The organism is Blastocatellia bacterium, assembly GCA_035275065.1.
GTDB lineage: Bacteria > Acidobacteriota > Blastocatellia > UBA7656 > UBA7656 > DATENM01.
In genome coordinates this window covers 61680-81466 of the sequence record DATENM010000153.1, presented here as the reverse complement: position 1 = coordinate 81466, position 19787 = coordinate 61680, and the positions used below count along the sequence as shown (strand labels likewise).

At 61.1% G+C, this 19787-nt stretch carries 17 protein-coding genes; 6 read left to right on the top strand and 11 right to left on the bottom strand.

The window, feature by feature from the left end; all coding sequences use genetic code 11:
- Positions 1 to 25: 25 nt before the first annotated feature.
- Positions 26 to 364 carry a cupin domain-containing protein gene (locus tag VJ464_28415; GenBank protein ID HKQ09080.1) on the top strand — a complete coding sequence of 113 codons (339 nt, stop codon included), beginning with the start codon at positions 26 to 28 and terminating at the stop codon, positions 362 to 364.
- A gap of 102 nt (positions 365 to 466) precedes the next feature.
- On the opposite strand, the gene VJ464_28410 is transcribed toward VJ464_28415, so the two are convergent.
- From VJ464_28410 to VJ464_28395, 4 genes are all read right to left on the bottom strand, one after another.
- Positions 467 to 1828, bottom strand: a complete 1362-nt coding sequence (locus VJ464_28410) for a cystathionine beta-synthase (GenBank protein ID HKQ09079.1) — start codon at positions 1826 to 1828, stop codon at positions 467 to 469.
- Between the two features lie 85 nt (positions 1829 to 1913).
- Complete coding sequence (gene murJ, locus VJ464_28405; protein ID HKQ09078.1) at positions 1914 to 3698, bottom strand: murein biosynthesis integral membrane protein MurJ; 1785 nt, start codon at positions 3696 to 3698, stop codon at positions 1914 to 1916.
- 146 nt (positions 3699 to 3844) lie between these two features.
- Positions 3845 to 5227, bottom strand: coding sequence for a sigma-54 dependent transcriptional regulator (locus VJ464_28400; GenBank protein HKQ09077.1), 1383 nt, complete (start codon positions 5225 to 5227; stop codon positions 3845 to 3847).
- A 110-nt stretch (positions 5228 to 5337) separates the two neighbouring features.
- Entirely contained in the window at positions 5338 to 6216 is an 879-nt protein-coding gene (locus VJ464_28395; GenBank protein ID HKQ09076.1) for a hypothetical protein, read from the bottom strand.
- Positions 6217 to 6453: 237 nt separating this feature from the next.
- On the opposite strand from VJ464_28395, the gene VJ464_28390 reads away from it, so the two are divergent.
- Entirely contained in the window at positions 6454 to 7437 is a 984-nt protein-coding gene (locus VJ464_28390; protein ID HKQ09075.1) for a lysophospholipid acyltransferase family protein, read from the top strand.
- A 20-nt stretch (positions 7438 to 7457) separates the two neighbouring features.
- On the opposite strand, the gene VJ464_28385 is transcribed toward VJ464_28390, so the two are convergent.
- Entirely contained in the window at positions 7458 to 7811 is a 354-nt protein-coding gene (locus VJ464_28385; protein ID HKQ09074.1) for a phosphomannose isomerase type II C-terminal cupin domain, read from the bottom strand.
- Between the two features lie 723 nt (positions 7812 to 8534).
- Between VJ464_28385 and VJ464_28380 the strand changes: the two genes are divergently transcribed.
- Both VJ464_28380 and deoC read left to right on the top strand, forming a co-directional pair.
- The gene (locus tag VJ464_28380) at positions 8535 to 9413 is read left to right on the top strand and encodes a PHP domain-containing protein (GenBank protein HKQ09073.1); all 879 of its coding nucleotides are present in this window, start codon (positions 8535 to 8537) and stop codon (positions 9411 to 9413) included.
- 181 nt (positions 9414 to 9594) lie between these two features.
- Entirely contained in the window at positions 9595 to 10308 is a 714-nt protein-coding gene (gene deoC / locus VJ464_28375) for a deoxyribose-phosphate aldolase (GenBank protein HKQ09072.1), read from the top strand.
- Between the two features lie 98 nt (positions 10309 to 10406).
- Here the strand turns inward: deoC and VJ464_28370 are convergent, their stop codons facing one another.
- The gene (locus VJ464_28370) at positions 10407 to 11405 is read right to left on the bottom strand and encodes a beta-ketoacyl-ACP synthase III (GenBank protein HKQ09071.1); all 999 of its coding nucleotides are present in this window, start codon (positions 11403 to 11405) and stop codon (positions 10407 to 10409) included.
- A gap of 369 nt (positions 11406 to 11774) precedes the next feature.
- On the opposite strand from VJ464_28370, the gene VJ464_28365 reads away from it, so the two are divergent.
- Positions 11775 to 12446 (top strand): hypothetical protein, encoded by a 672-nt coding sequence (locus tag VJ464_28365; protein HKQ09070.1) that lies wholly within the window; start codon positions 11775 to 11777, stop codon positions 12444 to 12446.
- Positions 12447 to 12523: 77 nt separating this feature from the next.
- Here VJ464_28365 and VJ464_28360 read toward each other — a convergent pair whose 3' ends face one another.
- The 5 genes from VJ464_28360 to VJ464_28340 are packed head-to-tail and all read right to left on the bottom strand — an operon-like array spanning position 12524 to position 17569.
- The gene (locus tag VJ464_28360; protein HKQ09069.1) at positions 12524 to 13033 is read right to left on the bottom strand and encodes a GNAT family N-acetyltransferase; all 510 of its coding nucleotides are present in this window, start codon (positions 13031 to 13033) and stop codon (positions 12524 to 12526) included.
- Positions 13034 to 13035: 2 nt separating this feature from the next.
- Positions 13036 to 13440 carry a nuclear transport factor 2 family protein gene (locus tag VJ464_28355; GenBank protein ID HKQ09068.1) on the bottom strand — a complete coding sequence of 135 codons (405 nt, stop codon included), beginning with the start codon at positions 13438 to 13440 and terminating at the stop codon, positions 13036 to 13038.
- Between the two features lie 44 nt (positions 13441 to 13484).
- Positions 13485 to 13901: an ester cyclase gene (locus VJ464_28350; GenBank protein ID HKQ09067.1), complete on the bottom strand. Its 417-nt coding sequence runs from the start codon at positions 13899 to 13901 to the stop codon at positions 13485 to 13487.
- Positions 13902 to 13941: 40 nt separating this feature from the next.
- A complete protein-coding gene (locus tag VJ464_28345; protein ID HKQ09066.1) occupies positions 13942 to 15801 on the bottom strand; it encodes a CRTAC1 family protein in 1860 nt (619 codons plus the stop codon).
- Between the two features lie 10 nt (positions 15802 to 15811).
- The gene (locus tag VJ464_28340; GenBank protein HKQ09065.1) at positions 15812 to 17569 is read right to left on the bottom strand and encodes a CRTAC1 family protein; all 1758 of its coding nucleotides are present in this window, start codon (positions 17567 to 17569) and stop codon (positions 15812 to 15814) included.
- Between the two features lie 302 nt (positions 17570 to 17871).
- Between VJ464_28340 and VJ464_28335 the strand changes: the two genes are divergently transcribed.
- On the top strand, positions 17872 to 19770 hold the full coding sequence (locus VJ464_28335; GenBank protein ID HKQ09064.1) for an alpha-amylase family glycosyl hydrolase: 1899 nt from the start codon (positions 17872 to 17874) through the stop codon (positions 19768 to 19770).
- Positions 19771 to 19787: the final 17 nt, after the last annotated feature.

Sequence of the window (19787 nt, the reverse complement as noted above, 5' to 3'; positions counted from 1 at the left end):
CAAACTTTCTTAGGAGGAAATCAGAATGGGTGATACCAGTGTGAAGAAGGTGCAATCGGCGCATTCGCCGAAGGGCGAGGAAGGGCAGAAATATCTGGTGTCGGGTAAGCAGGTTTCGATGCGGCTCTGGGAAAACGAGCCGCCGACCGACGATAAGCCCGAAGCCACGCGCGACTATGAAACCGTCGGCTATGTCATCCGAGGCCGCGCCGAGCTGTTGCTCGAAGGGCAGCGGATTCTGCTGGAGGCGGGCGATTCGTGGCTGGTGCCGAGGGGGGCGCGCCACACCTACAAGATACTTGAACCTTTCACCGCCATCGAAGCGACCGCGCCGCCGGCACAAGTTCACGGGCGCGACGAATAAAAGTGATGAGTAGGAAGTGATGAGTGATGAGTGAGAGGAGCCAGGCGTTCAGCGCGCCGTCCTCTTACTCATCACTTTCTACTCATCACTCATCACTTCTTTTCATGGTTGCGCGGCAAGCACATCGTGGCGTGTGATGATGCCGACGATGCGCCCGTACTCTTCGACGAGCAGCGCCGGCGAGGTCCGCAAGTGCTTCACCGCTGATTCCATCCCTAAGTCTTCCGTGACGACGGGGAAGCCTCTGTCCATCACGTCGGCGACTTTCGCCTGCATCAGCTCGCGGTTGCCGAGCAGCTTCGCCATCAGCTTGCCTTCGCGCAGACTGCCGACCGACCGGCCTTCGTCTAGCACCGGCAGTTGCGACAGCCCGTAGCTGTTCATCAACTGTATCGCATCGTTCACTGTATGGTCAGGGCTAACGGAAACCAGATGCGGCGTCGAGTCGTCTTCCTTGAGTTGCGCCACCAGCCCGACGGTGATCTTTTCGGGCGTCAGCAGCCGCTTCTCTTTCATCCACTCGTCGGAATGAAACTTTGACAGATAACGCTCGCCGGTGTCGGCGATGACGAAGACCACCACCTCATCGGGGCCGAGGTCGCGCGCCACCTGCAAGGCGACTATCGCATTCGTGCCGGTCGAGCCGCCACAGAAAATGCCTTCTTCGCGGCCCAGCCGCCGCGCCATCTGAAACGAATCCCGGTCGGTGACATTGATGATGCGGTCTATGTACTTCATGTGAACGTTCTCAGGAATGATCTCCTGGCCGATGCCTTCAACAAGATATGGCGTCGCCTGCATCAACTGGCCGGTCTCCTGATAGGTTTTGAAGACCGAGCCGTAAGGGTCGGCGCCGATCACCTGGATGCGCGAATTCTTCTCTTTCAAATAACGCCCGGTGCCGCTGATCGTGCCGCCGGTGCCGATGCCGCAAACGAAGTGGGTGATGCGCCCTTCGGTCTGCTCCCATAGCTCTGGCCCGGTCGAGTGATAATGCGCTTCGGGGTTCGCCGGGTTGCCGTATTGAAAAACGAAGATCGAGTTCGGCGTCTCGCGGGCGATGCGGCGCGCCGTGTTGACATAGTGATCGGGCGAATCGGGCTTGGCGGCGACCGGCACGACGACGACGTCCGCGCCCAGGGCTTTCAGGTAGCGCACTTTTTCGACCGAGCACTTGTCGGTCATCACGAAGACCGCCCGATAGCCGCGCACGGCACAGACCAGCGCCAGGCCAATGCCGGTGTTGCCGCTGGTCGCTTCAACGACCGTGCCGCCGGGCTTGAGCCGGCCCTCGCGCTCGGCGGCGTTGATCATCGAAACGCCGATGCGATCTTTGACCGAGCCGCCGGGATTGAGCGATTCCATCTTGGCCAGCACCGTCGCTCGAATGCCACGCGTCAGCTTGTTGAGCCTGACGAGCGGCGTCTGCCCGATCAGCCCAAGAATATCTTCTTTGTAGTCCATATGTCCTCAGTAATAGTCGGATGTCAGCGGTAGTAAGCGCGACGATTTTACAAAACGAAATTCTAACATTCGCCAAGGCTCACCGTCATGATTTCCGTCGCCGGAAACGGCGCAGCAGCGCGCTCGTGGCGGCCTGCAATTCTTCGACTCTGAGCAGCCATGCGCCGGCGTAAAAGATCAGCGCGCCGAGGGTAACCGAGACCATGACGTTAACCAGACGCGCCGCAAAACGGTCGCCGATCAGGCGGGCGATGCCGGCGCTCATCGCCCAGCAGGCTACGCCCATTGCTGCCGAGGCGATGACAATCTTCAGGATGGTAAGCAGCGTACGCCGGCCTTCGATGCCGTGAATGCGCCGCTGCATGATGAAGTACAATAGCGCGAAGTTCAGCAGCGCCACCGCCGAGGTCGAAAGCGCCAGGCCGCGCTCTTGAAAACGGCTCACCAGCATCCAGTTCATCACGTAGTTGGTGCCAATCGAGAGCAAGCTGACGACCATCGGCTTGCGCGCGTCGCCCAGCGCATAAAAGGCCGGCGCGAGAATCTTGATCGCCGAATAGCCTGCCAGTCCCAGCGCGTAAAACGCCAGCGCATTCGCCGTGTGCATCGTGTCGTCCGTAGTGAAGTGGCCGCGCTCGTAGATCAACGCGATGATCGGGCGGCCCAGCACGATCAGGCCGACCGCCGAAGGGATCGTTAGCAGAAACGCCAGGCGGATCGAGCTGGCCAGCGTATGCCGAAAGTCATCCAGGGCTTCGAGCGCCGCGTTGCGCGAGATGGCCGGCAGCGTCGCCGTCGCAATGGCCACGCCGAAGACGCCGATAGGGAATTGCATCAAGCGGAACGAGTAGCTCAGCCACGACACAGGCCCGCTGCCGGGAATGTTCGATGCGAAGTTGCTGTTGATCAGCACGTTCACCTGCACCGCTGCGCCGCCGATGATGGCCGGCCCCATCAAGCGAAAGATGCGCCGCACGCCTTCGTCGCGGAAGCTCAGCATCGGGCGGTAGCGAAAGCCTGCGCGATAGAGGCTCGGCCACTGCACAGCGTATTGCAGGAAGCCGCCGATCAACACGCCGTAGGCCATGCCGATGATGCTTTCGGTCGGCTTATCAACAATGCTGCGCAGCGGGTGCGCAAAAGTCGGGTCGGCCAGAAACGCGGCGACCGCAACGCCGCCGATGATCGAGCCGATGTTGAAGAACGACGACGCCAGCGCCGGGATGCCGAAACGATCTCGCGCGTTGAGCACGCCCATCGCTTGTGCCGCCAGCGCCACCAGCAAAATGAACGGCATCATAATGCGCGTCATGCGAACGGTCAGCTCGTACTTCGCGGGATTATCCTGAAAGCCCGGCGCGATGAAAGCCACAATCGGCCCGGCGAAGATGACGCCGAGAATGACGAGCAGCCCGAGGATCAGCACGAGCGCGGTGCTAACCAGATTCGACAGGCGAAAAGCCTCGCGCTCGTCGCGCTTCACCAGGTATTCGGAAAAGACCGGCACGAAGGCGCTCGACAGCGCGCCCTCTGCAAACAGGTCGCGCAGCAGATTGGGAATGCGGAAGGCGATGACATACGCGTCGTTGGCGAAACTCTTTGACGCGCCGAAGAAGTAGGCGAAGACCATCTCGCGCACCAGCCCCAACACACGGCTGGCCATCACGGCGAGGCTGACGATGCCTGCCGAACGGGCGACGCTCGCTTTGCGCGGCGCGCTGCTCGTCGCCTTCGTCGCGTTGACGGACGGGTGGCCGGCGGGCGTTTTGGCTTCGGCTTCAGCCAGCCCGTCTTCTTCCATCTGGCTTTCGTGCTCGATGAATTGATTGGCGGATTGCTCGTCTGCGTGCGAAGGTGGTCGCTTCTTCATTGGTATGATTCTACCCGCTCGCGAAAAATGAGTCCAAGATCATGCCCGCACAAAGCAAAAGCCTGCAACCGCGATTTGCTTAGTTGCAGGCTTTGAAGGTGTGGTTGTGCGGGGCACGCGCAAGCTAACCGCCTTGCGCTACGTCATTACTCCAGCTCAAGCTCCTTGATGCGCGTCAGCAGTGTTTTATAGCTGACGGCCAGGCGCTCGGCGGCGCGCGACTTGTTGAACTCGCATTCGCGCAGCGTCTGATCGATCTTGCGGCGCTCGACCAGCCGCTGTGCCCGCGTGCTGACTTCGGCGAGGCTGCCGCGTAGATCAAAGCCATCGAGCAGCGCCAGCTCTTCACGCGGCGAATAATCTGCCGGCGGCGCGATGTTCAAATCAAAAGGCGTGACCTCTATGCCGCGTGACAGAATGCAGGCGCGTTCGATGCAGTTCTCCAGCTCGCGCACGTTGCCCGGCCAGTCGTACTCTTCGAGCGCGCGGATAGCCGGCTCGGTCAATCTGAGCGGCGCGCGGCGCAGCTCGCGCCCATACTTGGTGGCAAAGAATTCGGCGATCTGGCGAACGTCGCTGCGGCGCTCGCGCAACGCGGGGATCTGCACGGGAAAGACGGCGAGACGAAAGTAGAGGTCTTCGCGGAACTGTTTGGCCGCGACTGCCCCCTTCAAATCGCGGTTGGTTGCCGCCACCACACGCACATCAACTTCGATGTCCGCCGAGCCGCCGAGCCTTGTGATCCGCCGCTCTTCAAGGACGCGCAATAGCTTTGCTTGCACGGCGGGCGCAATCTCGCTGATCTCATCCAGGAAGATGGTGCCGCGCGACGCCAGCTCGAACTTCCCGACGCGCCGCTGATCGGCGCCGGTGTAAGCGCCCTTCTCATGGCCGAACAGCTCGTTCTCGATCAAGGTGTCGGGAATCGCCGCGCAGTTGATGGCGACAAACGGCGCGTTGCGGCGTGGGCTGAGGTGGTGGATGGCGCGCGCGAAAAGCTCTTTGCCGGTGCCCGACTCGCCGAGCAGCAAGACGGTGGTCGGCGTCTGCGCCACCTGTTGAATCTCGCGCCCGACGCGCTGCATGGCCGGCGAATCGCCGATGATGCGCGGGAAGCCATAGCGGCGAGCGTACTCTTCGCGCAGCAGGACGTTCTCGGCGCGCATGCGCGCTTCTTCCAGCACGCGCTCGACCAGTGCCAGCAGGTGGCCGCTATCAACGGGCTTCTGCAAGAACTCGAACGCGCCCTCTTTCATCGCCAGCACGGCTTCGTCGACGGTGCCGTAGGCGGTGAGCAGAATGACCGCCGTGTTGGCGTCCGAAGCCTTGGCGGCGCGCAGCACTTCAAGGCCGTCGGCGCGCGGCATCTTCAAGTCGGTGATGACTAGCTTGTAACGCGCGTCCTGCAATCGGCGTCGTGCCTCGGCGCCATCGCGCGCTTCATCTGCCGAATATCCTGCGCTCTCAAGCGTCATGCGGAGCATCTGCCTGAGATTGTCTTTGTCTTCGACCAGTAATATGTCTGCCATGTTCGTTCGGAGCATAGGCCGCCGGCGCATTCGATGGTGAATCGAATCCACGAATCTTCTGCGAACGCCGGGGCGGCAATAGGGCTACTGGATGCTGGGGCAAACCACGTTTATCTGAAAGTGTCCGGCGACACGCCGGCACGCCGCGCCTCTTCAATCAACGCGCTACGTTTTTCCTCGGCGCGATTCTTTGCCGCCTGCGCCTCATCGAGGCTGCGCTGCGCCTCTTCCTTGTCTTTCTGAAGCTGCGCCAGGGTGAAGTTGTCACCGCCCTTCTTACCGGGGCCGGCGCTGCTGTTGTTCAGGATGCGCTGCTGAAGGTCGCGGACGCGGTCGGCATATAACTGGCTTTGGCGCTCGGCGGTCTCGACCTCTTCGTTAAGCGCGGCGAACTTGCTGCGATAGTATTCGGTGTTCGTCTTGCCGTCATTGGTCGTCGGCTTCGGCCCTTCGGCTTCGCTGTAGCCGCGCTCCTTGCCGTATTCGAGCAGGTCTTTGAGGTCAGCGTTGGCTTCGCTTGATTGCTTGCGCAGTTCGTTGACCTTCTGGCCCGCCGCTTCGAGGTCGGCGGCGATTTGATTGCGGTCTTTCGCGCCGCGGCCTGACACGCCCAGGTCATTGCGCAGGCTGGTGATGCGCAGCTCGGCCTCTTCCGCCGCGCGTGCGAGCGCCTTGGCCTTGTCGCGCGCCTGAGTGACACGCTCGCGCCAGGCGGCTTCGTCGCTGCTGGTGGCCCGCTTGTCGCCCTTCGCCGCATCCGGCTTGCCGGCTTCCGCCCCGGCCTCTGCTGCCTTGGCGTCTTTGACTTCGTCAGTCGTTGAAGCGGCCGCCTGGGTGATGTCTTCCGTCGTCATGCGCGGCACGCGCTTTTTTTGGGCGGGCTGCTGCGCGATGGCGCAGATGCCGAGCGCAAGGATCAGCGCTAACGCGAAAGCCAGTCGGCGATAAAGGACTGTCGCCTGTGACGCCAGCGCTTTGCGGCTTCTCATAATTGTCTCCGGGATTAAGCAACGTCATTCAATAGGGGCAACTGGCGAGAGAATACCCCAAGCGGGCGAGCCGTTCAAGAGTAATGAAGTGACAAGTGACGAGTGATAAATGACAACAGAAACCGCCCATGCCGAAGGTGGCTAGGAGGCTGCTATGACAACTTCTGGTCACTCGGGGCACCCGCTTGCGGGTCGCGTCACTTGTCACTCCTGAAGAGCGCGTGATAGTTTGGCTCAGTGGCGAGCAAGAAAAGAAATGCGCTGAGAGACTGGCTTGAATTCGCGCCCGCGTGGCTGTTGCTGAAAGCTTTGGGATGGCTGCCGCGGCAAACCGCCATTGGCGCGGGCAGGGTGCTTGCGCGCACCGCATACCGGTTTCACAGTCGCTTGCGCGCTGTTGGCGAACGAAACCTGCGGATGGCCATGCCTGAACTGGCCGCCGAGCAGCGGCGCGAGATTCTTAGTCGTGTCATCGCCAGCCTGGGCGGTTTGCTCGGCGAGTTTTCGCAATTCCCCAAGATCACGCGCGACAACATTGCCGAACGGGTCGTCTATGACGGCCTTGAGAACTATGAGCGCGCCGCCCGCAAGGGGCGCGGCGTGTTGTTGCTGACCGGGCATTTCGGGGCATGGGAACTGTGCGCCTTCGCGCAAGGCGTGTACGGCCACCCGCTCAGCTTTTTGGTTCGTCCGCTCGACAATCCTTTGTTGGATCGTTTGATCACGCGTTACCGCACGCAATCGGGCAATCGCCTGATCGATAAAAACGACGCGGTGCGCGCCGTATTAAAGCGGCTGCGCCAGGGCGAAGATGTCGGCCTGCTGGTTGACGTCAACACGGTCGGCGAGGAAGGCGTCTTCTGCGACTTCTTCGGCATCCCGGCCTGCTCGACCACAGGGCTAGCGGTCTTCGCGTTGCGCGCCGAAGCGCCCGTCGTCCCCGGCTTCCTAATCTGGGACGACCCCCTGCAAAAGCATGTCCTGCGCTTCGAGCCGGAAGTGCCCCTCATTCGCACCGGTGATTTCAAAGAAGAGGTGCGGCTCAACACCCAGGCTTACATGAAAGTGATCGAGCGTTTCGCGCGCCGCTACCCAGAGCAGTGGCTGTGGATTCACAAACGCTGGCAGACGCGCCCTGCCGGTACGCCTGATCTCTACGCGGAAAATGGCGCCGCGCCCGCCGACCGTTCATCCATCAAGGTAGAAGCCGAAGCCCGATAATCTCAGCCCGCCCGGCTTTGCTAGCCGCCAACTCGCTGGTAATCATCCTCGTAGCGGGTGATGTCGTCTTCTCCGAGATACGGGCCCGACTGGACTTCGATAAATACCAGCAGTTCGTCACCGGGATTGGCGATGCGGTGTTTGGTCTGCCTCGGAATGATGATGTGTTGATTGGGGCGCAGGGTGAGTTGTTGCTCGCCGACCGTGGCCAGCGCCGTGCCGTTAACGATGACCCAGTGCTCGCTGCGCTTTTCATGCGATTGCAGGCTGAGGCGCTGCCCGGGCTTCACTTCGATGCGTTTGACTTTATAGCCCTCGCCTTCGGCAAGTACCTCGAACATGCCCCAGGGGCGCTCATCTCTCTCCGGTGCCATCATGGCAAGCAGTTTACACGAAGCGGGGGCAGCGGTCACTTCGTAAGCCAGAGCCCTGTGGCAAGTGGCCGGGTAGGGAACAGGTTAAAAAAGAAAAAGGGGATGGTTTCCCATCCCCACGTTCTCACACAGAGAACCCCCGTTTTGCGTAGCGGCAGAGGCTATCTCTTCTTGGCGCCCTTCTTGGCTGCGGCCTTCTTGGCCCCACCTTTGGCTGCCTTCTTCGCTCCGCCCTTCTTTGCAGTTGCCATAAGTTTGCTTCTCCTTTCCTCTAAAGTTTTTACCTCATACACAAGATACTGTAGCTTGGCTACTCTTGTGTACTAGTGTTAATGATACACAAGATATTGTTGTATATATTGGCATCTGGATTTCTTGTCAACTTTTTTTTTTGCAACCGGGCGCAAAGAATCAACGAGATTTATTGCTGACCTTGAAAACGGCTCTGGAAGCCGCTTTTGTGCCCCTGCTTAATTCATCGCCGGCCCGTCGAGTTTTTTACTCCCGTGAATAAAAATGAAGCCGTTCTTGTCTTTTGCCGGTTTACGGTTGCGATGAAATAGGCTCTGAGAGCCGGTTTCAAGGCCAGCACCTCGAAAGCGGCTCTCAGAGCCTATTTGAGGGTGGTGTCACGAAACTTGCGTCAGGAGCCGATTCCGCGGCTTCGCAAGCTGAGAAGCGCGTGATTGACTTCGCTTGATGCCGGCAGATAATATCCTCACCATGTCAGAACCGATCATCGATCTGCACTCGCACACCGTACATTCAGACGGCAGCGCCACGCCCGATGAGTTGCTCGCCGAAGCGCAGGCCGCGGGCGCGGTGGCGATTGCTATCACCGATCACGACACGGTCGCCGGTCTCGGCGAAGGCCGCGCTGCCGCTGCCGCGCTCGGCATCGAATTCATTGACGGCATCGAGATCAGCGCTGAGTATTCGCCCGGCACTCTGCATGTGCTCGGTTATTTCATCAATCCCGAATCGCTGAGCTTGAACGCCGCGCTCGTCGAGCTGAGAGAAGCGCGCGAGCGCCGTAATCCGCAAATCGCCGAACGCTTGCAAGCGCTCGGCTATGCGATCACCTATGAAGAGGTAGAGCGCCTGGCCGGCAACGATGTCGTCGGCCGCCCCCACTTCGCGCGCCTGCTGGTCGAGCGAGGGTATGCCCTTAGCATTCAAGATGCCTTCGACCGCTTTCTTGGCAAAGGCGCAGAGGCTTATGTTGAAAAAGCGCGCCTCTCGCCGGCGGCGTCTATCGCTTTGATCCACGAAGCGGGGGGCGTCGCCGTGCTGGCGCACCCGTATCAGTTGAAGCTTGCGCCGAGCGACGCGACCGAGCAGTTCATTATTGAGCTGGCGACGCTCGGACTCGACGGCGTCGAGGCGATCTACAGCCGCCACAGCGAAGACGAGCGCCGTTTCTATGCGCAGATGGCACGACGTCACGGGCTACTGGTCACGGGCGGCAGCGATTATCATGGCACCTATAAGCCCGACATCCGTTTAGTGCGCGGCACAGGCGACCTGGCGGTGCCTTACGAATTGCTCGACGAGCTAAAGCATCGCGCTGTGGCCCGCCGTCAGGCGGCGAAAGGCAATTGATATGCAGGACGACGCGAATATCGAAGCCCTGGTGTCACAAATCACCGACGTGATCCTATCGCGGCTCGGCGCCGGCAGCGCCGCCGAGTGCGCCGTCTATCACGACGAATGTTTCGTCAAATGCCCCGACCGCATGCACTCGCTGATCGATAGCGGGGTGGAGCGCCTCGGGCTTTCCGGCCTGGAGAGCGAGGCGGCGCGCAGCGTTGCTCGCTACATTGACCACACACTGCTGCGGCCCGACGCGACGCGCGACGAGATCATCAAGCTCTGCGAAGAGGGCGCCCGCTATGGCTTCGCTTCCGTCTGCATCAATCCGATGTGGGTGCGCGAGGCCGCCTGCGCGCTGCGCGGCAGCGGCGTCAAGACATGCACAGTGATCGGCTTTCCGCTTGGCTCAAACACATTGGACGTGAAAGCTTACGAAGCGCGCCGCGCTTTATTTGATGGCGCCACAGAGCTCGACATGGTCATCAACCTCGGCGCGTTGAAGTCCGGCGACGACACGCTCGTGCTGCGTGACATCGCCAGCGTCGTCGACGTTGCGCACGAGTACGATTATGTCTGCAAAGTCATCCTCGAAACGGCGCTGCTCACCGATGAAGAGAAGGTGCGCGCCTGTATGCTGGCCAAGCAGGCGGGCGCCGATTTCGTGAAGACCTCGACGGGCTTCAGCAAAGGCGGCGCGACCGCTGCGGATGTCGCCCTGATGCGCCGGGTTGTCGGCGGCGGCATGGGCGTTAAAGCATCGGGCGGCGTGAAAGACTTGCAGCAGGCGCAGGAGATGATCCGCGCCGGCGCGACCCGCATCGGTGCGAGCGTCGGCGTCAAGATTGTTCAGGAAGCCGCCGGCGGCGCGGTGACGACGAACGGCCAGACCGCGAGCGGCTATTAATCCGAGCGCCATCTTTCGCCGGGTCATGAGCATGCGAAACGGCGCGGCTTCGGAATGATTCCGAAGCCGCGCCGTTCATCGTTAACCACCCGTTTCGATCAATAAGCCCAGCGCATCAGCACCGCGCCGACCGTGTAGCCCGCGCCGACCGCGGCATAGACCACCAGCTTGCCTTTCTGCAAGCGGCCATCGTCAATCGCATCGCCGGTCGCCAGTGGGATTGTCGCCGCCGTCGTATTGCCGAACTTGTGAATGTTCTTGACCACCTTTGATTCATCAAGCCCGAGCTTGTCGGCGGCGCTGCTAATGATCCGCATGTTTGCCTGGTGGGCGATGAACAGGTCAACGTCGTCGCCCGTCATGCCATTGCGCTCAAGCACGGTGCGGCTGATCTCGCCCATCTTGCGCACGGCGTATTTGAAAACCGGCTGGCCTTCCTGGTGGACGTAATGCATCTTCTTATCAACCGTTTCGTGCGACGCCGGGTTGAGGCTGCCGCCGGCGGGCATATAAAGGAACTGACCGCCCGACCCATCAATCTCGTGCGCGTAACTGAGGATGCCGACGCTTTCGTCCTCGCTCGGCTCTAGCAGCACGGCGCCGGCCCCGTCGCCGAACAGCACGCAGGTCGAGCGGTCTTCAAAGTTGATGATGCTCGACATCACGTCAGCGCCGATGACGACTACTTTGTCGTGCGCGCCGCTCTCGATGAACTGCGCGCCGACGGTCAGCGCGTAGAGGAAGCCTGAACAGGCGCCCGACAGGTCAAAGCCCCAGGCGCGTTTCGCGTGAATTTTATCTTGCACGCGGCAGGCGGTTGCCGGAAACAGCATATCCGGCGTCACGGTGGCGACGATGATCAACTCGATTTCGTTGGCTTCGATGCCGCGCCGCCTGAGCAGGTCGCCGACCGCCTGCGCCGCCAGCTCCGAAGTCGGCGTCCCCGGCTCGACCATATGACGTTCGATGATGCCCGTGCGCTCGACGATCCAGTCGTGGTTGGTGTCTACACGTTTTGCGAGATCGTAGTTGGTGACGACCTTCGGCGGCACATAACGGCCAAGCGCGGTGATCTTCGCCCTGCGTTTCGCATTCATGAGTTCGCACCCTCCAAATGAATCAATCCGATGAAACCTGATGGCCCTGCCGTCGGCCCCGTAAAAGTAAAATCAAATGTACCACCCGCCTGTTTCACGGCGCAAGCAACCACCTTTTGGATTTTGGATTTTGGATTAAGGGAACAAGTCTGGTTTCTCGGATGAGTCCCATCTCCGGCAATCCAAAATCTAAAATCCAAAATTGTCAGGTTGATTGTTTACGATCAGCAGTTGTGATATAGGATGAACTGCTAGTCGTAAATCGTGCTTTCAATGATCCGGCGCTCAAGGCAACCAGTTAATTTTCGAGGCGCGTTGCCCGAACGTCATCAGGCGGGACGCGCCTCGCCAATCTAAAGGAGAGCATCTATGTCAAAAGGCCCCTCGATAAGCACAGGCAAGCTGATCTTAATTCCGGCGGTGATTACGCTGGCCGTGACCTTGCTCAGGTTGGTCGGCGAGCTGCAACACTGGCCGCGCGCGTTGTTCAATCCCGATCCCGGCGGCCCCGGCGCGCTGATCGGCATTAGCTGGCTGCCGCTCGTCTTCGGCATCTACTTCGCGATCAAGCTGATTCAGGCCGGCGAAGGCCCGGCGAGCCCTTTGCGCGCTTTTCTTCATGTGCTGGTCGGCGCGGCGGTCGGCATCGGCGGCGCCATGCTCTGGTCAAGTCTCAACCCGAGCTTCTACAGCCGGTTGTTGGCAGCTTGCGTCATGTTCCTCATCGCGGCAGCGATTGCCTATCCGGGCTGGCCGGCGCTGTGCAAGACTTTGTTTGCTTACGCGCTCGCGGCGCGCATCCCCGTCGCCATCCTGATGTACTTTGCGATGCGCGGCAACTGGGGCACACATTACGACGCGGTGCCGCCCGAATCCCCCGCGGAGTTGCAGCAGTTCGGGCCGAAGTTCCTCTGGCTGGCGTTGCTGCCACAACTTACGGTGTGGATCGGCATGGCGGTGCTGAGTGGCTCGTTGACTGGCAGCATCACGGCCTTGGTCAAGCGGCGCAAACCCGCCGAGCAGGCTGCTGTCAGCGCTTAATGAAAGAGGCCGCCGGCTCGATTGACCGGCGGCCTTTGTGTTTTAAGCCCACTCGCGAAGGATGGCTTCAGGGCGCGTCAAAGACTCAGCTCGTAGCGCTGCTCGGTGATGCGGCCGCCCCACAGCTCGTGCGTCTCTTCCTGCGTCAACCGAAATCCTGTTGCGATGTAGAGACGTGCCGCGTCCTTGAGCGTATCGACTGTCCAGAGAAAAACCGACGCGTAACCGTTCTCTCGGCAAAAGCCGATGGCGTCTTCTACGAGCATCCTGCCGAGCCCGTAACCGCGCAGCTCAGGATGCAGCAACAGCCAGCGCAACTGTGCCACCGCGGCAGACGCTTCGACGATAGCGATAGAGCCGGCGACCTGCCCGGCTCTATCAACGATCCAGATTCGCTCGCGCGGCTTTGGCGAGCGGGCAAACTCGGCAAGCGGCCCGGCCACATAGGCTTCAAACGTGTAATCCCAACCCTGCTCTGTGGCGTAGAGCGTGCCATGCAAATAGGTCAGGTAGCCGATGTCGCCCGGCTGCAATTCGTGCCGGATTCTGACACCCGGCGGCAGGCTCTCCTTGCCCCTTCCACTCATGGCTATCGCTGAAACCAGGTCGCGAAAACGTGCTGCGTGTCGAGATACTCTCTGACGCCGCTGATCTTGCCGTCACGCATCGTTATCGCGAAGTGGTATTCCTGATTGTAAACTCGCCCATTGCGCAGCTCGCCGTTGGATTCCACTTCCAGGGCCACCCGGTCGTCTTCGGCGGTCAGACTCTTGACCGTCATCTTCAACCCGTTCGGCAACTGGCCGATCATGTTGTCGAAGAGGCGAGCCATCTGCTCTTTGCTGTGGTCGCCTGCCGCCGCTAACTGTTCGGCTTTGCCGGCAATCCACCAGGTGGCGTCGTCGGTCATCATGTCGAGAGCGCCGCTAATGTCGCCCGCGCTTAAACGGTCAAAGAATGTGCGCGCTACCTGCTTGTTTTGCTCAATGCTCATGGTCGCCTCTTCGGTTTGCGTATCGGTTAAGCTATCAGCAGCCGTTACTTGGCCGCGCCTGGCATCAGCCCGATCTGCCGCGCTTGCGACGCCGAATCCCTCGCGCCCCAGCGCCGGTGAATCTTGCCGTCCTGTAAGATGAACCACTCCATCGCCACCAGCTCATACGGCTTGCCCGTGGGCTCACTGCCGCGGAACGGCCCGACGAACTTGCCGCGCTCGGTGTAGCGCACCGCCACGGCGTCGCCCTCGGCGACCATTGCGTCAACGGTCATCTCGATGGCAAAGGCTTCATGCAGTTCTTTCCAGATCGGCATGACCTCATCGAGCTTGCCCCATCCCAGCACGCCCTGGACGACGGCGTCCGCGGTGAACAACTGCCTGAGCGCGTCGAGGTCGCCGCGGTTGAATGCTTCGACGTACTGAAGCACGACCCGCTTGTTCGCTTCACTCGCATTCATTGCTTTCATCCCCCATCGGCATGATGTGTAAATTGACAGACTATTTGCTCACCACGCCTTTACCTTCGACGACGGTGAAGACGCGGTCGCAACCCGGCAGGGTCACGGTTTCGGCCGCGCCGCCGGGCCACTTGATCTCTAGCTTATCGATCTTCGTCGCCGCGCCCAATCCGAAATGCAATCGCTGATCGTTCTGCGAAGCGTAGCCCGCGCCGCTGATCACATCCTGCCGCTGCCGCAGTTTGCCGGTCGTCACATAGGCAACCGCGCCGGTCGCATCTCGCGGACTCTTCTTTGCCGGATCGCCAACCAGCTTCAACGTCACCCAGTGGCCCGCGGTCTTCGCCACATTGCGCAGCACGGTCGGCGGCGCGTCTATGTTATTGAATACGGCATCCATCAAACCATCGCCGTCGAGGTCGCCTATGGCCAGCCCGCGCGCAGGTATCGCGACAGCCAGGCCGCTTGCCGGCGCCGCCGCGACGCGCTCGAACTTGCCGGACTTCAGGTTGCGAAACAGCAATGGCTGCTCGGCGTAGCTCGTGCCCCACTGGTAATTGTCGACGCCGGGGTAGACGTGGCCGTTGGCGATGAGCACGTCTTTCCAGCCATCGTTATCGTAATCGATGAAGCTCGCGCCCCAGCCGAGAAACGGCAGCGTCAGGTCGCCCTGCCCGGCCTGAAACGACACGTCGCTGAAATAGCCCTCGCCATCATTGTGCAGCACCGTGTTGTAATCGTCCGAGAAGTTGGTGATGTAGAAATCGAGCAGCCCATCATTATCATAATCGCCAATGCCCAGCCCCATGCCGGCCTGCTCGCGCCCGTTCTCGCTCAAGGCAACGCCCGACGGGTAACCGGTCTCTTCGAACTTGCCATCGCCTTTGTTGATGTAGAGCAGCTTCGGCGTCGAGTCGTTGACGACAATCAGGTCGAGCAGCGCGTCTTCGTTAATATGCGCGAAGGCCGACGAGAAGCCATAGAAGCGCTCCGGGTCATTGACGCCGGCACGCAGGCTGACGTCTTCAAAGCGGCCATCGGCTTTCTGGTGATAGAGCGTATCGGGCTCGCCTTTCAAGCCGCGCGGCCCGCACATCACCGGCACGCCGCGGAACTGGCAGAAGGTCTTTGCCACACCGCTCGGTTTGCCGACTTCGTCGGGACTCGGCGGCAGATTGTCGATGTCGAATTCGAGATAGCCGGGAACGAACAGGTCAAGCCGGCCATCGCCATCGTAATCGCCAAAGCTCGCGCCGGTGCTCCAGCCTTTGCGCGCCACGCCGAGCTTCTCGGCAACGTCGGTAAAGGTGCCGTTGCCGTTATTGTGATAGAGGCGCGAGACGCCGAAGTTGCCGACATACATATCCGGCCAGCCATCGTTGTCGTAATCGCCGACCGCCACGCCCATCCCCCATCGCTCGTTGGCAACGCCGGCCTTGTCCGTCACGTCTTCAAACTTCCAGTTGCCGAGATTGTGGTAGAGCGCGGCGCGCGGGGCCGGCGCTTTGCCGCGCAGCGCCTCGAAGGTCGAGCCGTTGAGCAAGTAAATGTCCGGCAAGCCGTCATTGTCGTAATCGAAGATGGCCACGCCGCCCGATACCGCATCGATAATGTAGTTCTTCTCGGCGCTTCCGGAGCGATGCTTGAAGCGAGCGAGCGCCGTCTTCGCCGTCACGTCTTCAAAAACGACGGGCGCTTTGGCGTCCGTGATGCCGACGGTGCGGCGCGTCGCGTAGGTGCGGGCTTCGCCTGTGGTGACGCCGCCCATGCCGCCCGCTTGCTTCTCCTGTTTTTGCGGCGTCTGCGCGACAAATGCCTGTGGCAGAGCCACCGTCAAGGCGAGCCCCAGGATGGCCAAGGCGCGGACACGGCAAGCGCGCGGGCGATTTCGTTGATGCATTAAAACCCTTTCACTTCTCATTGATCCTGAGATAGCGGTCAACCGCCGGATTGTCAATCGTCTGCACCTGCCGGCTCGGCCAGCGAATCTCAACCGAGCGCACCCCCATCGCCGCGCCCAACCCGACAATGATGCGCGGGTCATTGCTTGAAAGATAACTGCCGGCGGTCGAGACATCGAAGAGGCGCTTGCGATTCGCCATGTCGGTGACAATGACGCGCGCGCCGATTGCGGAGCGGTTCGATTTCGTGCCGACCAGTTCGAGCCCGAGCCAGTGGTTCTTCGTACCCCGGTTGCGTAGCACCGCCGGCGCGTCGTTCAGCACGCCGACGACGATGTCGGGCTGGCCGTCGTTGTTCAGGTCACCGACCGCCGCGCCGCGCGCTGCCAGCGCCGTATTAAACACTGCGCCCGCCGATGGCGAAACCGTAACGAATTGCTTGCCGGTGTTTCGCAGCAGCAGCAGCGGCTGTTTGTATTTCAGATAAGAGTTCGTCCTTTCAATCGTGTCAACGACGTGGCCCTGCGCGACGAAGAGATCGCGCCAGCCATCATTATCTATATCAACGAAGCGCGTCCCCCAGCCGGAATACAACTGCGTCGCCTGGCCGACGCCGCTCAGGTTAGTGTCATAGCTGAACGTGCGGTCGCCGAGGTTGTGATAAATGGCATAGGTCTGATTCGACAGCGCCGTGATGAAGATGTCGACAAAGCCGTCTTCGTCATAATCCGCCGCATCAACGCCCATGCCGGCGAACGTCTTGCCGTCTTCGTCATAGCCGATGCCTGCCGCGAGCGCGATGTCCGTAAACGTCCCGTCGCCGCGATTATGATAAAGCGACTGGCGCACGCTGTCGTTAGCGACGATGATGTCGGGCCAGCCATCATTATCTATGTCGGCGATGGCGACGCCGAGCGCCTTGCCCGCCGGGTCAGCAATCTTCGCCGCTCGGCTCACCTCTTCAAAGCTGCCGTCGGGCTTCTGGTGAAACAGCAGGTTAGTCGTGCCTTTGAAATTGTCCGGGTGGCAGTAGGCGCGCAGTTCCGGTCGCGCGTCACCGCAGACCAGCGCGCCGCGCTCGAAGTCCCAATCCAGGTAGCGCGCGACGAACAGGTCGAGCCTGCCGTCGCGGTCATAATCCACCCACGCGGCGCTCGTGCTCCAGCCGCTGCCGGCCGTGCCCGTCTTCTTGGTTACGTCCGTGAACGTGCCGTCGTGGTTGTTGTGATAGAGCCTGTTCGCGCCATAGGCCGTGACATAGAGATCAACCCAGCCGTCATTATCATAGTCGGCGGCGGCGGCGCCCATCGTGTAGCCTTCGCCGCGCAGGCCGGCGCGCTCGGTCATATCTTCAAACGTGCCGTCGGCTTTCTGATGGTAGAGCCGGTCCCAGTATTTCGGGTCGCGCTTATCGGGGCTGCCGCCTCTGGGCATCGGTTCCGCGAGCCGCGCGCCGTTGGTGAAAAAGATGTCGAGGCGGCCATCGTTGTCGTAATCGAGCAGAGCGATGCCCGCGCCCATTGACTCCGGCAGATACTTGATCGCGGTCGGCGAGCCGGCCTGTTTAAAGGTAATGTTCGCCGCGCCGCTGATGTTGTCGAAAGTGACCGGCGAAGCGGCGGCCGGCGCGGCGGCCTTCGGCGGCTTGACCTCGCCCGCCGCGTAAGAGCGGCCCGCCGCCGGCTGTTGCGATTGCTGCGCCGGGACAGCGACGGCGCAAGACACCATCAGTGCGCCGATCAAAATGGTCGTGAGCCATTGCTTCATAACGGTTAAGGGAAACCCTATTGTCCCTGCTCGCGGCGCGAAAACGCAAGCAGGCCGCTAGCCTTGCGCAGGGCCTATTCATTCTCGAATAACCATTGAGGGATGAACCGCCAAGACGCCAAGACCGCCAAGAAAAGCTCTGTGTTCTCTTGGCGGCCTTGGCGTCTTGGCGGTTTAAGTCCGGAGAATGAATAGACCCTATCGCCCGCGCGGCAGTCGCGTTGATCGTCATCCTCTGATAAGATTGGCGCGAACTCAGCATCGCTTTTCATCACAGACCGAGTTAGTTTCGCCTGACGAATATGAAACCTGGGAAGCGGTTTATTGAATCTGCCTGTCTGATCGCGGCGCTGCTCTTGATGGGCTCGGCGGCGCTGGCGCAGGGCCCGCCTGAAGTATTAAAGGTCGAGCCGCCCGGCTGGTGGCCGCGCCATTCGATCAACCCTGTGCGCGTGATGATTCGCGGGCGCAACCTTGCGGGCGCGACCGTCACGGCGCAGGGCGCGGGCCTGCGCGTCATCGGACCCATCAAAGTCAACGAGCGCGGCACCTACCTGTTCGTTGATGTCAGCATCGCGCCGACCGCTCAACCGGGGGCGCGGCGTCTGCGGATCACGACGCCGACAGGAAGCAGCGACGCGCCGTTTGAGCTGCTCGTGCCGCTCGCCAGGCAGGGGCGCTTTCAAGGGCTGACGGCAGACGATGTGCTGTACCTGATCATGCCCGACCGCTTCAGCAACGGCGATCCGTCGAACGACGACCCGCCGAAATCGAAAGGCTTGTTTGATCGTGGCAAAGGCCGCTCTTATCACGGCGGCGACCTGCGCGGCCTCATCAACCGCCTGCCTTACTTGAAAGAGCTTGGCGTCACCGCGCTCTGGCTCAACCCGTGGTACGACAACACCGACCGGCCCGACGAAAAAGAGGTCTATGACGGGCAGACGACGACCGGTTACCACGGCTATGGCGCTATTGATTTCTACGGCGTTGACGAGCATCTCGGCGACCTGGCGACATTAAAAGAGCTGGTGGATAAAGCCCACGCCCTCGGCATCAAGGTCGTTCAGGATCAAGTCGCCAATCACACGGGCCCTTATCACCCGTGGGTCAAAGACACGCCGACGCCGACCTGGTACAACGGCACCGAAGACCGTCACATCGACGAGACCTGGCAGACCTGGGCGCTCAAAGACCCGCACGCCACGCCGAACGTCACGCGAGCCGTGCTCGATGGCTGGTTCATCAACATCCTGCCCGACCTGAACCAGAATGACCCGGAGGCGCGCCGCTACCTGATTCAGAATACGCTCTGGTGGGCGGGCGTCAGCGGCCTGGATGCGATTCGCCAGGACACGCTGCCGTATGTGCCGCGCGATTTCTGGCGCGACTGGATGGCGGCCATCAAGCGCGAGTATCCGCGCATGAACGTCATCGGCGAAACCTTTGACGGCGACCCGGCGCAGGTGGCTTTCTTTCAAGGCGGCCGCAAGCAATGGGACGGCGTAGATTCGGGCATCGATACCGAATTCGACTTCCCCGTGTTCTATGCGATTCGCGATGTCTTCATCCGCAATCAAGCGATGATAAAACTTGCCGAAGTGCTGGCACACGATCACCTTTATGCGAACGCCGATCTGCTGGTGCCGTTTCTCGGCCTGCATGACGTGGCGCGCTTTATGGGTGAGAAGGGCGCGACACGCGAAGGCTTGATGTTGGCGCAGACCTACTTGATGACGACGCGCGGCATCCCGCTGATCTACTACGGCGACGAAGTGGCGCTGGCGGGCGGCAATGATCCGGACAATCGCCGCGACTTTCCCGGCGGCTGGCCGGGCGACCATCACAACGCTTTCACCAATGAAGGCCGCACAAAAGACGAGCGCCAGGTCTTCGACCACCTGCGCCGCCTCATCGCCTTGCGCCGCGAGCTTGCGCCCTTGCGGCACGGCAAGCTGCTGACGCTCGGCGTAGACGACAGCTCGTATGCGTTTGCGCGCGTGACCACGACCGAAGCGGTGATCGTCGTCATCAACAACGGTAAACAGGAAAAGACCGTCGAGCTCGACACGACGCCAATTAAAGTGCGACCCGGCGTCTCTATGGTTGACCGCCTGGATGCGGCGCGCGAGATTCGCTTGCAGGGAACGATGCTGCGCGTCGTGTTGCCGGCGCGCTCGGCAAGCGTGATTACGATGAAGTGAAAAGCAGCGGCGCGCGA